This window comes from Pseudoruegeria sp. HB172150 (assembly GCF_013184805.1).
Taxonomy (GTDB): Bacteria; Pseudomonadota; Alphaproteobacteria; order Rhodobacterales; family Rhodobacteraceae; genus Psychromarinibacter.
Genome location: NZ_JAATNG010000001.1, coordinates 1,121,768 through 1,136,958, shown reverse-complemented (window position 1 = coordinate 1,136,958; position 15,191 = coordinate 1,121,768). Strand labels below are relative to the sequence as shown.

The following is a 15,191-nucleotide window of genomic DNA, read 5'->3' as shown; positions in this document are numbered from 1 at the left end:
GGTTCCGGCAAAGCCCGGTATCGCTTGTCTTTTTCCCGCACGGCTGCAATCTGGCGGCAGGAGACACGGAATGACCCGCATTGCCTTTGTTGCCAGCGAGATAGGCCCCGCCCGGGACGCCCTGTGCGAGCTGTCCGAGCGCTATGGAAACGTCCCACTGGAAGAGGCGGAGGTCATCGTGGCGCTTGGCGGCGACGGGCTGATGCTGCAGACGCTGCATGGAACAATGCACCTCGACGTGCCGGTATATGGCATGAACCGGGGAACAGTCGGCTTCATGATGAACGGTTTCGACGCCGAAAACCTACTGGAACGCCTGGCCGAGGCGGAAGAAACGGTGATCCACCCGCTGCACATGACCGCGGAAACGCCCGACGGAAAGCTGCATGAGGCGCTTGCGATAAACGAGGTCTCACTGTTGCGCGCCGGGCCGCAGGCGGCCAAGCTGAAAATCACCGTGGCGGGTCGTGTTCGGATGGAGGAACTGGTTTGCGACGGCGCGCTCCTGTCCACGCCGGCCGGCTCCACCGCCTATAACTATTCCGCCCACGGACCGATCCTGCCGATCGGCTCCGACGTGCTGGCCCTGACGGCCATCGCACCGTTCCGCCCTCGCCGCTGGCGCGGCGCGCTGCTGCCGATGAACGCGACGGTGCGCTTCGACGTGCTGGAGGCAGACAAGCGCCCCGTCCGGGCCGACGCAGATAGCCGCCCGGTCCAAAGCGTGGTCGCGGTCGAAATCCGCTCCGAACCCCATGTCCGCCGCCGCCTGCTGTTCGACCCCGGCCACGGGCTTGAAGAACGGCTCATCCGCGAGCAGTTCATCTAGCTTCGCGGCGCCCCACCATCGCGATGAACGCGCCGGATCACTCCGGCGCATCCTCCTTCTTCTCCTCGCGCACGATCTCGATCTTCACCTTCGCGAAGAAGGCCGCGATCACACCCAGCACCGCCAGCACAGGCGCGGCCAGAACGATCACGCCGCCGGCCACCGCACCGAATGTCAGCGGCAGGTCCACCGCGATGTCGCCATCCGGCTCCTTGATGCGGATCCGCCGGACAGAGGCTTCGGCCGCCAGTTCCTTGACCTTCTCCTGCAGCTTCTCGGCAGAAACTTCGATTTCTTCCGTCCAGGTCCGTTCGTCCTTGTCGGGGTCGCGCTTCATGTCATCGGTCATTTCGGCACCTCATCGTTTCTGGTGCGAGTCTATTCGTTTTGCACGACGCGACCATGATCTGGGTCAGCCGGAACGCCACTATCGTCAAACTCGGCCGTCTCGCGCTCATTTCCCCGCCCTCAAGGCCAGACCGCTTCGCACGACCACGCGCTCGGCATCTGGACGCCACCCCTGCATTCGCGCTAATGCCCCGGCCAGAAAAACTCCGGGAGGTTCCATGTCGTTCAGCCGCCAGATCAAGATCGCCCCGTCGATCCTGTCCGCCGATTTCGCCGATTTCGGGCGCGAGATCCGCGCCATAGAGGATCAGGGCGCCGACTGGGTGCATGTCGACGTGATGGACGGCCACTTCGTTCCCAACCTCACCTTCGGCCCGCCGGCGGTGAAGGCGTTCCGCCCGCACGTGAAGACGGTCATGGACGTCCACCTGATGATCGCACCGGTCGATCCCTATATCGAGGCCTTCGCCGAAGCGGGCGCCGACATCATCACCGCCCATGTCGAAGCCGGCCCGCACATCCATCGCACCCTGCAGGCAATCCGCGCCGCCGGCGCCCGGCCTGGCGTGGCGTTGAACCCCGGCACCCCGGCCGAGGCGGTCGAACATGTGCTGGATCTCGTCGACCTCGTGCTGGTGATGACCGTCAACCCCGGCTTCGGCGGCCAGAAGTTCATCGCATCGCAGATAGAAAAGATCCGCCGCCTCCGCACGATGATCGGCGACCGCGAAATCCATCTCGAGGTCGACGGCGGAGTGACCCCGGAGACCGCCCCCCTCGTTGCCCGCGCGGGCGCCGACGCGCTGGTCGCGGGCTCGGCAGTGTTCAAGGGTGGAACAGCGGACAATCCTGCCCCCTACGGAGAAAACATCCGCGCCATCCGCAATGCCGCCGAAACCGCCACAGCCCGCGCCGCCTGACGCGGGTTTCCGCGACCTGCTGAAAGAATCTGTAACAGACTCTTGATTTTCCCGGCAGATTTGCCAAACTCCGGCCCGAAGATCCGAAAAAGGATCGCGGCAGACAAAACGGCCGGGGACAGATGAGGGAAAATTTCGTTCAACAGCCGAACCGGCTGCGCCTGATGATGTTGGGCGCGCTATTGTTGCTGACCGCCGCCTGCGGCAAGGTCAGGGAAATCGAAAGCCCGTCGGTGAATGATGAACTTGTCAGCCGCGCCGTCATCATCGCCTCTGAAATGAACTCCGCCGGTCAGCGCGTCTGGTGCGTGCCCTTCGCCCGCAACGCCTCCGGCATCGACATCCACGGCAACGCGAATACCTGGTGGCGTCAGTCCGCCGGTGTCTACGAACGCGGCCACGCTCCGATCCCCGGCGCCGTCATGGCCTTTTCTGGCACCGGCAAACTGCCGATGGGTCATATCGCGGTGGTTTCCGAAATCGTCTCTGACCGCGAAATACTGATCGACCACGCTAACTGGAGCCGTAATCAGGTGTCGCTCGATATGTCGGTCATCGACGTCTCCCGCGGTAACGACTGGTCCAGCGTCCGGGTGATGAGCAATCCCGGCGCATATGGCAGCGTCTACAGGATCGACGGGTTCATCTCGCGCCCGCAGGGCTGAACCGCCGCTGCGCGCACCGCTCCTAACGGCTGGCCTCGCAGAACCGCAGCCCTATACTGCCGCGCATAGACCCGGAGGAGAGTCCCATGCCCAGCACCCCTGTCTGCGATTTCGGTACACCTGCAACGGATTTCACGCTGCCCGCCACTGACGGCAAGTCCTACTCGCTTCAAGACATCCGCGGCGAAAACGGCACACTGATCATGTTCATCTGCAATCACTGCCCGTATGTTAAAGGCATCCTCGACCGCCTCGTCACCGACATGAAGACCCTGCAGGACATCGGCATCGGCGTCGTCGCGATCTCAGCCAATGACGTAAACGACTACCCCGCCGACAGCTTCGAAAACATGAAGAAGGTGGCAGAGGCGAACAGCTTCCCTTTCCCCTATCTCTACGACGAAAGCCAGACGACCGCCCGCGCCTACGGTGCCGTCTGCACCCCGGATTTCTTCGGCTACAATCAGGACTTGGAACTGCAATATCGCGGACGTCTGGACGAGGCCGGCAAAAACCCCGCCGCCCCCGGCACGCCGCGCGAACTGGTCGACGCCATGCGCCGCATCGCCGAGACGGGCGAAGGCCCTCGCGAACAGGTGCCGTCGATGGGCTGCTCGATCAAGTGGAAGGCGGCGTGAGCGCTGTTATCTTCGACCTCGACGGCACCCTTATCGATGCCAGCCGCGATATCCACGCCTGCGCCACCGAGATGCTGGAAGCTGAAGGGCTGAAGCCATTGGACCTCGGAACCGTGACCAGCTTCGTTGGCAGCGGGCTCAGCCGCCTGATCTCAAGCTGTATCGAAGCCGAGGGTCTGGAGGACACACCCGAACGTCACGACCGCATGTACCGGAATTTCCACGCGAAATACGTGACCGCGGTCGAACACACGACCCTCTATCCGAACGTCATGGACGCGCTCGACGCCCTGAAATCCGACGGCTACCGCCTCGCGTTGTGCACCAACAAGCCCGAGGGCCCGGCCCGTGCCGTCACCGCGCATCTCGGCCTTGCGCCTTATTTCGACGCCTGGGCCTTCGGCGACGGCCCCTACCCGCGAAAACCCGATGCCGCAGCCGTCAACCACGTGATCGACCAGCTTCACGCCCGCCGGTTCCTGTTCGTCGGCGACAGCGAGGTGGACTCCGACAGCGCGAAGAACGCTGGCATCCCGATGGCGCTTTTCACCCACGGGTTCCGCAAGGCGCCGGTCGAGGATCTCTATCACGACGCGACCTTCGACGATTTCGCCGAACTGCCCGCCATCGCCGCCCGCCTAGCGCCGCGCCCGGAATGATCTCTGCCGATCAATTCCTCCCGAGGGCCACAGTTTCCAATTGCATAGTTTGCGGTTTTGCCGCTTAGGATGATCTTGCGAACACCGCTAGGCGCGGGGGCCTGCCCCCTACGTCACCGGTCCGGATCTGGCGGCCGGCCTTTCAGCACAGGATGGACCGCGCATGATGATGGTGCGCTGCTATCTCGCCCCTTCGCGTATCGAGGGGCTGGGTGTTTTCGCTCATACCGACATCCGCAAGGGTGGGCTGGTCTGGCTTTACGATCCGCGTTTCGACGTGTCCTACGAGCGCGAGGACATCGAGCGCGCGCCGAAGCATTTCCGCGAGTTCCTCGAACGCTATACCTACGAGCACCCCGGTGATCCGGACCGTGTCGTTCTGGACTGCGACGAGGGCCTGTTCATGAACCATGCGGACGTGCCGAATTTGGACCTGTCGAACCCGTCGCGCGGCGTCGCCACCCGTCTGATCCCGGCGGGCGAGGAACTGACCTGCCACTACGGCCAGTTCACCGTTGGCCGTGTCGAGTTCCAGCCGCCGCGCCATCGCGTCTCGCCAGTACATCTGGCTGCCGAGTAGCGCACGCATAGTTAACTGCGCGTGAACTGCGCCCAGGCTATTCCCCGTGCCGTGGCCACGGCGCGGGGGTAGCTTTCTGCGCAAATGACAGACGATCCGGTCCCCAAGACCACCTCTTCATTGGGTGCAGGGACGGTCAGCCAGGCAACCGGCGGAAACGCCGGGACCGAACGGGCATGTCGAGGGCGGCGCCGCCACTTTATCAGGTACGGCAGAACCTCAGGAACAGGCAGAGACGGATGGACCCCGGGGCGAGAGTGGCCTCGTCGGGTACATTTTCGCGTGGTTTTCCGTTGCCCGTTGACAGTGATTGCTCCAGCCTAGTGCGCCTCGGCCCAGTTCGCCCCCTGCCCGGCATCCACCACCAGCGGCACGTCCAGCTTAACCGCCGGCATCGCCGCGCCTTCCATGACGTCGCGGACGCGGGTAATCACGTCTTCCTCGGCGCCCTTATCCACCTCGAAGATCAGTTCGTCATGGACCTGCAGCAGCATTCTCGCGGGCAGCCCGTCGATGGCGTCGTCCATCCGGACCATCGCGCGCCGGATGATATCCGCCGCCGAGCCCTGGATCGGCGCGTTGATTGCCGCGCGCCGCGCGAAGCCCGCATGCGGCCCCTTGGCGTTGATCTCGGGCGTGTGGATGCGCCGACCGAAAAGCGTGGCGACATGCCCGTTTTCCTTGGCGTATTTCACCGTCGCATCCATATAATCCTTGATCCCCGGGAAGCGCTCGAAATAGCGGTCGATGAAGCCCTGCGCCTCGCCCCTCGGGATCCGCAGGTTCCGAGCCAGCCCAAAGCCCGAAATCCCGTAGATCACCCCGAAATTGATCGCCTTGGCCTGACGCCGGATATCCGGCGTCATCTCGTCCAGAGGAACGTTGAACATCTCCGACGCGGTCAGCGCGTGGATGTCGACACCATCCTCGAACGCCTGTTTCAGCTCGGGAATATCCGCGATATGCGCCAGGATGCGCAGCTCGATCTGGGAATAATCGAGCGACAGCAATAACTTGCCGTCCTCCGCCACGAAAGCCTCGCGGATGCGGCGGCCTTCCTCAGTCCGAACCGGGATGTTCTGCAGGTTCGGATCGGTCGAGGCGAGCCGTCCGGTGTTGGCGCCCGCGATAGAATAAGAGGTGTGGACCCGCCCGGTATCCGGGTTGATGTGGTCCTGCAGCGCGTCGGTATAGGTGGATTTCAGCTTCGACAGCTGCCGCCAGTCCAGCACCCGCGCCGGCAGTTCGTGGATCGTCGCCAGATCCTCCAGCACATCCGCCGGCGTCGAATAGGCGCCGGTCTTGCCACGTTTGCCACCCTCCAGTCCCATCTTGTCGAACAGGATCTCGCCCAGCTGCTTCGGCGAACCGACATTGAAAGTCTCGCCCGCCAGTTCATGGATCTCCGCCTCCAGCGCCGCCATCTTTTGCGAGAACGCGTTGGACATGCGCGACAGCGTGTTGCGGTCGACCTTGATGCCCGCCATCTCCATCCGCTTCAGCACCGGAACCATCGGTCGTTCCAGCGTCTCGTAGACGGTGGTGACGCGGGCGCGGTGCAACTGCGGCTTGAACAGCTTCCACAGCCGCAGCGTGATGTCGGCGTCCTCGGCGGCGTATTTCACCGCCTCGGCCACGTCGACCCGGTCGAAAGTGATCTGCGATTTGCCGGTGCCGATCAGCTCCTTGATCGGGATGGGCTGGTGGCCAAGATACTTCTCACTGAGCAGATCCATCCCATGCCCATGCTCGCCGCCATGCATCGCGTAGGACATCAGCATGGTGTCGTCGATCGGCGCCACCTCGATCCCGTAGCGAGCGAATATCTTGGCGTCGTACTTCATGTTCTGGCCAATCTTGAGGACGGCGTCGTTCTCCAGCACCGGCTTCAGCAACTCCAGCGCCTCGTCCAGGCCCATCTGCCCCTCGGCCAGTTGTCCGTCGTCGAACAGCCCGCCCTCGGCTGATGCCTTGTGCGCCACCGGGATATAGCAGGCTTCGCCCGGCTCCACCGACAGCGAGATGCCCACCAACCCCGCGATCATCTCGTTCAGGCCGGTGGTCTCTGTATCGACGGCGACCCAGCCGCGCTCGTTGATGCGGTCGACCCACACCTGCAGCGCTGCGGCGTCCTTCACCCATTCGTAGTCTTCGGGTTTGAAGGGGACCTGTTCCTCGGCCTCAGGCTCCTCAACCGGCGGGGCAGTATCCTCGATCACCGGCGCCTCGACGCCCAGCGCCTCTGCCACACGCTTGGTGACCGTCCGGAATTCCATCGCGGCGAGGAAATTCATTAGAACCGTGGCGTCCGGCTCTTTCACTTCCAGATCGTCCAGTGTCACCTCGACCGGCGTGTCGCAGTCGAGCGTGACAAGCTTCTTCGAGAGCTCGATCTGCTCGCGGTTGTCGATCAGGGTCTGCCGCCGCTTCGGCTGCTTGATCTCCTCCGCCCGGTCCAGAAGGTCCTCCAGCGAGCCGAACTCGTTGATCAGAAGCGCCGCGGTCTTGATGCCGATGCCCGGCGCACCGGGGACGTTGTCGACGGAGTCGCCGGCCAGCGCCTGCACGTCTATCACCCTGTCCGGGCCGACGCCGAATTTCTCCTCGACCTCCTCGACGCCGATGCGGCGGTTCTTCATGGCGTCGAACATCTCGACCCCGTCGCCGACCAGCTGCATCAGGTCCTTGTCGGAGGAGATGATCGTCACCCGCCCGCCGGCGTCGCGGGCCTGGCAGGACAGTGCCGCGATGATGTCGTCAGCCTCGTAGCCTTCCTGCTCGAGGCAGGCGATGTTGAAGGCGCGGGTGGCGTCGCGGGTCAGCGGGATCTGCGGGCGCAGGTCCTCGGGCATCTCGTCGCGGTTGGCCTTGTAGAGGTCGTACATGTCGTTCCGGAAGGTATGGGAGCCCTTGTCGAAGACGACGGCGACGTGGGTGGGGGCGTCGGGACCCTTGTTATCCTCGACCATCTTCCAGATCATGTTGACGAAGCCGGAGACGGCGCCGATGGGGAGGCCGTCGGACTTTCGGGTCAGGGGCGGGAGCGCGTGGAAGGCGCGGAAGATGAAGGCCGATCCGTCGATCAGGTGGAGGTGACAGCCTTTGCCGAAAGCCATGGATGGGGCCCCTTTTTCCGAGTGGCTCATTGGTAGCCTCATGGGGCGGGAGGGTCCAGATATGAGGTGCGTCCGGACGGGCTCTGTCGGGGCGTCCTCATGGGGACGCCTTTCAAGTGGTTGAAAGGGTGAGGGTAACGCGAAAGTAACGATTTGGGCGAGGTTTGGGGGCTGGTTTTTCGCATGGATCTGACGGCCAATAATCGCTGTTCAGTCACGCGAAATGGAGCGGCGTCCAGCGCAGGCTTTCAACGCTTCGACGAGGCGGGCGAAGGTACCCTTCGACATCCGGCCATAGACGTAGCCGCCGCCAGGCGCCGATCTGACCAGGTCGTAACCCGGCCAGTCGAACGAATTGATGTCGCGCAGGTTGATCCAGTGGTCCTGTCCATCGAGGCCCATCGTCCTGCATTCGGCTGGCGTCAGCTTCAGCCGGAAGGGTTCGTCGCCCGGACTTGGGGGAGAATGGCTGATCGCGACGAGGCTTACCCTTGTCTGCACCCCTGCCTTACCGCAACGAGGATCGCCGCCGGGTGGGGCTTGCCCGCGTTTTCCATTCCAGCATCGGCCTGTTCCCGGAACAGGAAGTCGTAGCCGATAACAAGGCCGGGCCGCGGTTCGGGAAGCGCCACCTGTCAGGCGGGATCGTCGTAGGATGCAACCGCGTCGTCCAGCGCCTCGAAGAAAGCATCGTCCGCTTCTTCGATACGGGTCAGTTCGCGCTGGCGGCGTCGGAGCGTCTCGAGTTCTTCCAGCACGGCCGGAGAAATGAAGGCTCCTACTGTCCGCTTGTGGCTGCGAACAGCTATGATGCCATGCTCGCGGACGTCTTCCTTCATCTTGGGGAAGTTGCGTGCGAACGTGGTAGCAGGGACTTCGACGGTCATGCGCTTGCGCTCCGGTTTTGCGTAAATTACGCATTTTACGCATTTTTGTCAAGGCTGGCGGCCCGCCTCCTCAGCACCCGAACCCTGCCCAGCGTGCCGCCGGGCGGAGCAGGTGGGATGGGCGGTGGCATCTCTTCACCGTGTCCGATCTCCGCCCGAACATCGCCTTGCCGACCACTGGCATTCTTGACTTGTACGGCGTTATACCGTACATATTTACCTCCGAAGGAGACCGACCATGTTTTCCATCAAGACTGTGACCCCGACCCCGGGCAAGATGGAAGCGCGCAAGGAACTGCGCATGCACCGCGCGGATGAAGAGCGCATCAGGGCCGCCGCCGCCGCGACCGGCCTGCAGGAAGCCGACTTCATCCGTCAGGCGGCTCTTCTGCGCGCGCAGGAGGTCGAGCAGCGTGCATCGCTTTCTGTCCTGCCTGTCGAGGCGTTCGATGCGTTCAGGGCAGCTGTCGAGGCTCCCGGCAAGGTCGTGCCCGGTCTGGCGCGTGCTGCGGAAGCCTCGAAGGGCCTTCTGAAGGATGCCGGCTGAGACCGCGGCTCACCTGCCCTCTCTGACGATCGCGAGGTTCGACAAGGCGCTGCATGACCGCAGCGCCTTCTCCTGTGGCTTCGGACCCATCGACAACTTCCTGAAATCGTCGCTCTCGGACCAGATCAGGGCCGGGATGGTCGCCGCATGGATCGCAACGGCAGAGGGCGATCCCGCCGTGCTGGGCTTCTATGCGCTCGGCGCAATGGCTGTCCGCGCAGAATTCGGCCCGGAGAAGTGGCAGCGCGCAGGCGTGCCAGACATACCGGTCATCTACATCCGCGCGGTGGCTGTGCGCGAAGACATGCAGGGCAAGGGGCTGGGAACCGCCCTCGTCGTGGATGCCATGAGGCGATGTCTGGGCATCGCCGATCAGATGGGCGCCGCAGCTATTGTCCTCGATGTCCTCAGGGACGACCACTTCGAACGGCGCTGGAATTTCTACGAAGATCTTGGGTTCCGGCCTCTTGGCGATCCTTTGAATCCGGAGAGGGTCTGTATTCCGATGGCGGACGTGCGCGCGACGCTTGGGTGAATTACTGCTGTTATCAAGATTCTTGGTCGGCACATCTGCCTCGATCAGCAGCGCGACACCCGAACATTGCGAAAAAGGCAGCGCCCGACCCTGGGTGGGCGCTTGCGGCGCCTGCCATGGGCGGTGGGTCATCGTCTGCCCGGCGGCAGTGCCGATTGCAAAGGTGCAGAAGCGCCCTCCCGGGGGGAGGGTCGGGCGCTGCCCGGCGTGCCGCCGGGCGGAGCGTCTGGCATAGGGTGCGCCGAGACTTCGGGCCATCGGCGCGGTTGGGGCGGAGGCTACGCCCAGTCCCGGCAGACGTACTTGATCTCCATGAACTCCTCCATTCCGCGCCGGGCACCTTCGCGGCCGAGACCGCTCTGCTTGGTGCCGCCGAAGGGGATCGGGGCGCCGGTCACCTTGGTGCGGTTGACCGCGACCATGCCGAACTGCAGGGCGCGGGCGACGCGGTAGATGCGGCGGGGGTCGAGGCTGTGGAGATAGGCGACGAGGCCGTATTCGGTGGCATTGGCGCGGGCTATCGCCTCTTCCTCTGTATCGAAGGGGGCAATGGCGGCGACCGGGCCGAAGGTCTCCTCGTGAAAGATCAGCGCCTCGGGCGGCACGTCGGTCAGCACCGTCGCCTGATAGAAGAGCGGCCCCTGCCCGTCCCGCCGGCCGCCGCAGGCGAGCGTCGCGCCATGCTCCAGGGCATCCGCCACATGCGCCTCCTGCTTGGCCACCGCCGCCTCGTTCATCAGAGGGCCGAGGTCGCAGTCGTCCATGCCCGGCCCGAGGGTCAGCGCCTTGGTCGCTTCGGTGAACCGCGCGCAGAACGCGTCATAGACGGAACGCTCCACGAAGATCCGGTTGGCGCCCAGGCAATCCTGCCCGGTCGTGGCGAACTTGGCCTTGATGGCTTCCGACACCGCCTCGTCCAGATCGGCATCGGCGAAGACGATCAGCGGCGCGTGGCCGCCCAGTTCCATCACCAGCTTCTTCACCGTGTCGGCGGAGTTGCGGTAGAGCAGCCGCCCGATCTCGGTCGACCCGGTAAAGGACAGCGCGCGGACGCGGGCGTCATCTGTCCACGGCGGCACCACCACGGGTGCGCTGCCGGTGACGATGTTGAAGACCCCCGGCGGAAACCCGGCGCGTTCGCCCAGTTCGGCCAGCGCCAGCGCGGAATAAGGCGTCTCGGCAGAGGGGTGCGCGACCACGGTGCAGCCGGCGGCCAGCGCCGCGGCGGCCTTGCGGGTCAGCATGGCGGAGGGGAAGTTCCACGGCGTGATCAGGGCCACCACGCCCATCGGTTCCAGCCACAGCTCGACCTCGGCATCGGGAAGGTGGCTGGTGACGCCCTCGATATTCGGGCGCTTGGCCTCTTCGGCGTAATACTCCACGAAGCTGGCGGCATAGTCGATTTCGCCCCGCGCCTCGGAGAGCGGCTTGCCCTGTTCGGCGACCATGATGCGGGCCAGATCCTCGCGATGGGCGATCATCAGCTCGAACCAGCGGCGCAGGATGGCGCTGCGCTCCTGCGGCAGCTTCGCAGACCAGTCTGCGAACGCCTCCTGCGCGACATCGACGGCGGCGGCGCTTTCCTCGGCCGAGAACGCAGCGACATCGCCGATGCTATGGCCGGTGGCAGGGTCGGTCACGGGGAAGGTATCGCCACCCGCCGCATCCGTCCAACTGCCCCCGACATAGGCGCGGCTCCGGATCAGGTCGGTGTCGGCGATATCGGTTCTGGTCGTCAGGGCGCTGCCCGGCATGGTGGTCCTTTCCGTTTCCTCTGTCTCATTCGGACCCCAATGGTAACGCACATGGCCCGGATGACCACCGGATCGCCCTGCCCCGATGCCGCATGGCGACGGCGGCGGCGGCCGCGCTATAGAAGGGCATGGACATGCACGGCGTCTTCATCATCATCGGGCTGTTCCTGCTGGCCGGGCTGGTCGCCGACGTGGTCGGGCGGCGCACGCGGCTGCCGCGGGTGACGCTGCTGATGCTGTGCGGCGTGATCGTCGGGCGGTCCGGGTTCGGCCTGATCCCGCCGGAGGTCGAGGCATGGTTCGAGTTCCTGACCATCGCGGCGCTGACCATGGTGTCGTTCCTGCTGGGCGGCTCGCTGACCAGGGCGAACCTGACGGCGCACGGGCGGACGATCATGTGGATTTCCGTCGCGATCGTGGTGGCGACCATCGTGCTGGTCGCGTTCGGACTGTGGCTGATCGGGATCGACGCGGCGGTGGCGCTGGTGCTGGGCGCGGTGGCGGCGGCGACGGACCCGGCGGCGACCTCTGACGCGCTGAAGCAGGCGCGGATCGAGGGCGATTTCGCCGACAGCCTGCGCGGCATCGTCGCCATCGACGACGCCTGGGGGCTGATGGCGTTCAGCATCGTGCTGGTGATCGTGAACGTGATGGGCGGGTCGGCGGATTTCTCGGCCCTTGGCGAGGGGCTGTGGGAGATCTTCGGGGCATTCGGGCTGGCGGCGGTGCTGGGATTTCCGGCGGCGTTCCTGACCGGGCGCATCCGGCATGGCGATCCGATGGAGGCAGAGGCCATCGGGCTGGTGTTCCTGACCGCCGGGCTGGCGCTGTGGCTCGACGTTTCCTACCTGATCGTCGGCATGGCCGTGGGGGCGATCATCGCGAATTTCGCCAGGCACCATAAGCGGACCTTCTTCGAGATCGACCGGTTCCAGTGGCCGTTCATGATCCTGTTCTTCATCCTCGCCGGGGCGTCCTTCGAGGTGCAGGCGCTGGTGCTGTTGGGATGGGTCGGGGTGGCCTATCTCGTGTTGCGCGTGGTGGCGCGGGTGATCGGGGGACAGGTCGGCGCGATGCTGGGCGGCGCGCCGAAGCTGCAGCGGCCGTGGTTTGGGCTGGCGCTGCTGCCGCAGGCGGGGGTGGCCATCGGCATGGCGCTGGTCGCGGCGGAGGAGATGCCGGAGCATGCGGCGACGATACTGAGCCTGACCATCGGCTCGACCATCGTGTTCGAACTGTTGGGGCCGGTGGCGACGATCTTTGCCGCGAAGCGCGTCGCGCGGCTGGAGTCGGCGGGTTTGTCCAGTTGATTACCCGGCTGCCTTCGATTAGGCGATGTGCGGGATTTTCATCATGTTAACGCCCCGGGTCGCGCGGCAGAGCGACCGCGCCATGCCGCGACCGGGATCGAGGGAGACAGAGAATGGGTAACACCCCCGACATCATCTACACCAAGGTCGACGAGGCGCCGGAACTGGCCAGCGCGTCGCTGCTGCCGATCATCCGGTTCTTCGCCGATGCAGCGGACGTGACCGTCGAGACCCGCGACATTTCGCTGGCGGGCCGGATCATCGCCGCGTTTCCGGAGCGGCTGACCGACGAACAGAAGCAGTCGGACGACCTGGCCTGGCTGGGGGAACTGGTGAAGACGGCGGAAGCGAACGTCATCAAGCTGCCGAACATCTCTGCTTCGGTGCCGCAGCTGACGGCGGCGGTGAAGGAACTGCAGGCGCAGGGCTATGACCTGCCGGATTACCCGGAAGCGCCCTCCACCGACGCGGAAAAGGCGGCGCGGGCGAAATACGACGCGATCAAGGGTTCGGCGGTGAACCCGGTGCTGCGCGAGGGCAACTCGGACCGGCGCGCGGCGGAGGCGGTGAAGAACTACGCCATGGCCAACCCGCACCGGATGGGCGAGTGGTCGCAGGATTCGAAGACGCGGGTGGCGTCGATGTCGGGCGGCGATTTCTTCTCGAACGAGGTGTCGGCGACGCTGGACGGCGCGGCGACCGCGAAGATCGTGCTGGAAACGGCGGATGGCGAGACGGTGCTGAAGGACGGCGTGTCCTACCCCGCCGGGACCGTGGTGGACGCGACCTACATGTCGGCGAAGGCGCTGGATGCGTTCCTGGCGGACGAGATCGAGAAGACCAAGACGGAAGGCACGCTGTTCTCGCTGCACATGAAGGCGACGATGATGAAGGTCTCGGACCCGATCATCTTCGGCCACGCGGTGACGGCGTGGCTGGCGCCGGTGTTCGAGCAGTATGGCGACAGGCTGACAGAACTGGGGGTGAACCCGAATTCCGGCATGGGCGACCTGCTGGAGCGGGTGAAGGGCGATGCGGAGATCATGGCGGCCATCGAGGCCTGCACTGCCAGCCGTCCGCCGATGTACATGGTCAACTCGGACCGCGGCATCACCAACCTGCATGTGCCGTCGGACGTGATCATCGACGCCTCGATGCCGGCGCTGATCCGCGCGGGCGGCAAGGGCTGGGGCCCGGACGGCAAGGAAGCGGACACCAACTGCGTGATCCCCGACAATTCCTACGCGCCGGTCTATGACGAGGCGGTCGAGTTCTTCAAGGCGAACGGCAAGCTGAACCCGGCCACCGCCGGCACGGTGCAGAATATCGGGCTGATGGCGCAGAAGGCGGAGGAATACGGGTCGCACCCGACCACCTTCGAGATCCCGGCGGATGGAACGGTGAAGATGGTGCTGGAAGACGGCACGGTGCTGCACTCGCATGCCGTCGAGGCGGGCGATATCTGGCGCTCTGCCTCGGCCCGGAAGGCGCCGATCGAGGACTGGGTGAACCTGGCCATCGACCGGCAGAAGGCGACCGGGTATCGCGCGATCTTCTGGCTGGACGCCAGCCGCGCGCACGATGCGGAGCTGATCAAGTACGTGAAGCCCATCCTCGAAGCCAGGGGCGTTGCTGACAAATTCGAGATCATGGCCCCGCGCGAAGCGACGCGGGCCTCGCTGGAGACGATCACCAGGGGCGAGTCGACCATCGCGATCACCGGCAACGTGCTGCGCGACTACCTGACCGACCTGTTCCCGATCCTGGAGCTGGCGACAAGCGCCAAGATGCTGTCGATCGTCAAGCTGATGCAGGGCGGCGGGCTGTTCGAGACCGGCGCGGGCGGCTCGGCTCCGAAGCACGTGCAGCAGCTGGTGGAAGAGAACCACCTGCGCTGGGATTCGCTGGGCGAGTTCTGCGCGCTTGGCGAAAGCTTTAAGTTCCTTGCCGATGCCAAGGGCAACGCGAAGGCGGCGGTGCTGGGCAAGGCGGTGGACGCAGCGACGCAGGGCATCCTCGACAACGACCGGTCACCCAGCCGCAAGGTCGGCGAGCCGGATAACCGCGACAGCCACTACTGGTTCGCCCGCTACTGGGCCGAGGCGCTGGCGGCGCAGGGCGAGGACGCCGCGCTGGCCGCGCATTTCGCGCCGGTGGCGAAGGCTCTGGCCGACGGCGAAGCCGCCATCGTGGCGGAACTGGCGGCGGCGCAGGGCAGCCCGGCGGATATCGGCGGTTACTATCACGCCGACCCGGCGAAGGTGGCGGCGGTGATGCGGCCGAGTTCGACGCTGAACGCGATCATCTCGTGATGGCAAAGGCCCCGGGAGACCGGGGCCTTTTGTTTGGGGGGGTCGCCCGTGCGTTTGGTCGGGGGGCTTTTCCGGCATTGGATCGTAAGCA

At 65.1% G+C, this 15,191-nt stretch carries 15 protein-coding genes; 10 read left to right on the top strand and 5 right to left on the bottom strand.

Annotated elements, in window-relative coordinates:
* The first annotated feature begins 70 nt into the window (after window positions 1–70).
* Window positions 71–829: an NAD kinase gene (locus HCO70_RS05515; RefSeq protein ID WP_172293827.1), complete on the top strand. Its 759-nt coding sequence runs from the start codon at window positions 71–73 to the stop codon at window positions 827–829.
* Window positions 830–866: 37 nt separating this feature from the next.
* Here HCO70_RS05515 and HCO70_RS05510 read toward each other — a convergent pair whose 3' ends face one another.
* Window positions 867–1,178, bottom strand: coding sequence for a DUF4342 domain-containing protein (locus HCO70_RS05510; protein WP_216665274.1), 312 nt, complete (start codon window positions 1,176–1,178; stop codon window positions 867–869).
* Between the two features lie 217 nt (window positions 1,179–1,395).
* On the opposite strand from HCO70_RS05510, the gene rpe reads away from it, so the two are divergent.
* The 5 genes from rpe (at window position 1,396) to HCO70_RS05485 (ending at window position 4,639) form a co-directional block, all read left to right on the top strand.
* Window positions 1,396–2,097, top strand: coding sequence for a ribulose-phosphate 3-epimerase (gene rpe / locus HCO70_RS05505; protein ID WP_172293825.1), 702 nt, complete (start codon window positions 1,396–1,398; stop codon window positions 2,095–2,097).
* Between the two features lie 122 nt (window positions 2,098–2,219).
* On the top strand, window positions 2,220–2,762 hold the full coding sequence (locus tag HCO70_RS05500) for a CHAP domain-containing protein (protein ID WP_253913121.1): 543 nt from the start codon (window positions 2,220–2,222) through the stop codon (window positions 2,760–2,762).
* 86 nt (window positions 2,763–2,848) lie between these two features.
* Window positions 2,849–3,400, top strand: a complete 552-nt coding sequence (locus HCO70_RS05495) for a thioredoxin family protein (protein WP_172293823.1) — start codon at window positions 2,849–2,851, stop codon at window positions 3,398–3,400.
* A complete protein-coding gene (locus tag HCO70_RS05490) occupies window positions 3,397–4,059 on the top strand; it encodes an HAD-IA family hydrolase (protein WP_172293821.1) in 663 nt (220 codons plus the stop codon). The genes HCO70_RS05495 and HCO70_RS05490 overlap by 4 nt, the downstream gene beginning before the upstream one ends.
* Before the next feature lie 163 nt (window positions 4,060–4,222).
* Window positions 4,223–4,639: an SET domain-containing protein gene (locus HCO70_RS05485; RefSeq protein ID WP_172293819.1), complete on the top strand. Its 417-nt coding sequence runs from the start codon at window positions 4,223–4,225 to the stop codon at window positions 4,637–4,639.
* Between the two features lie 320 nt (window positions 4,640–4,959).
* On the opposite strand, the gene polA is transcribed toward HCO70_RS05485, so the two are convergent.
* The 3 genes from polA to HCO70_RS05470 all read right to left on the bottom strand — a co-directional run bounded on the left by polA (window position 4,960) and on the right by HCO70_RS05470 (window position 8,642).
* Complete coding sequence (polA, locus tag HCO70_RS05480; protein ID WP_172293818.1) at window positions 4,960–7,755, bottom strand: DNA polymerase I; 2,796 nt, start codon at window positions 7,753–7,755, stop codon at window positions 4,960–4,962.
* 210 nt (window positions 7,756–7,965) lie between these two features.
* Window positions 7,966–8,157, bottom strand: coding sequence for a hypothetical protein (locus HCO70_RS05475; RefSeq protein ID WP_216665273.1), 192 nt, complete (start codon window positions 8,155–8,157; stop codon window positions 7,966–7,968).
* A 233-nt stretch (window positions 8,158–8,390) separates the two neighbouring features.
* The gene (locus HCO70_RS05470) at window positions 8,391–8,642 is read right to left on the bottom strand and encodes a hypothetical protein (protein WP_172293815.1); all 252 of its coding nucleotides are present in this window, start codon (window positions 8,640–8,642) and stop codon (window positions 8,391–8,393) included.
* A 238-nt stretch (window positions 8,643–8,880) separates the two neighbouring features.
* Here HCO70_RS05470 and HCO70_RS05465 point away from each other — a divergent pair, with 238 nt between their 5' ends.
* Both HCO70_RS05465 and HCO70_RS05460 read left to right on the top strand, forming a co-directional pair.
* Entirely contained in the window at window positions 8,881–9,189 is a 309-nt protein-coding gene (locus HCO70_RS05465; protein WP_172293813.1) for a DUF1778 domain-containing protein, read from the top strand.
* Window positions 9,179–9,724: a GNAT family N-acetyltransferase gene (locus tag HCO70_RS05460; protein WP_172293812.1), complete on the top strand. Its 546-nt coding sequence runs from the start codon at window positions 9,179–9,181 to the stop codon at window positions 9,722–9,724. The genes HCO70_RS05465 and HCO70_RS05460 overlap by 11 nt, the downstream gene beginning before the upstream one ends.
* A 278-nt stretch (window positions 9,725–10,002) precedes the next feature.
* Here the strand turns inward: HCO70_RS05460 and HCO70_RS05455 are convergent, their stop codons facing one another.
* A complete protein-coding gene (locus tag HCO70_RS05455; protein WP_172293810.1) occupies window positions 10,003–11,478 on the bottom strand; it encodes an NAD-dependent succinate-semialdehyde dehydrogenase in 1,476 nt (491 codons plus the stop codon).
* Between the two features lie 128 nt (window positions 11,479–11,606).
* Here HCO70_RS05455 and HCO70_RS05450 point away from each other — a divergent pair, with 128 nt between their 5' ends.
* Window positions 11,607–12,788, top strand: a complete 1,182-nt coding sequence (locus HCO70_RS05450; RefSeq protein ID WP_172293809.1) for a cation:proton antiporter — start codon at window positions 11,607–11,609, stop codon at window positions 12,786–12,788.
* A gap of 113 nt (window positions 12,789–12,901) precedes the next feature.
* Window positions 12,902–15,100 carry an NADP-dependent isocitrate dehydrogenase gene (locus HCO70_RS05445; RefSeq protein ID WP_172293807.1) on the top strand — a complete coding sequence of 733 codons (2,199 nt, stop codon included), beginning with the start codon at window positions 12,902–12,904 and terminating at the stop codon, window positions 15,098–15,100.
* The last annotated feature ends 91 nt before the right edge of the window (window positions 15,101–15,191 follow it).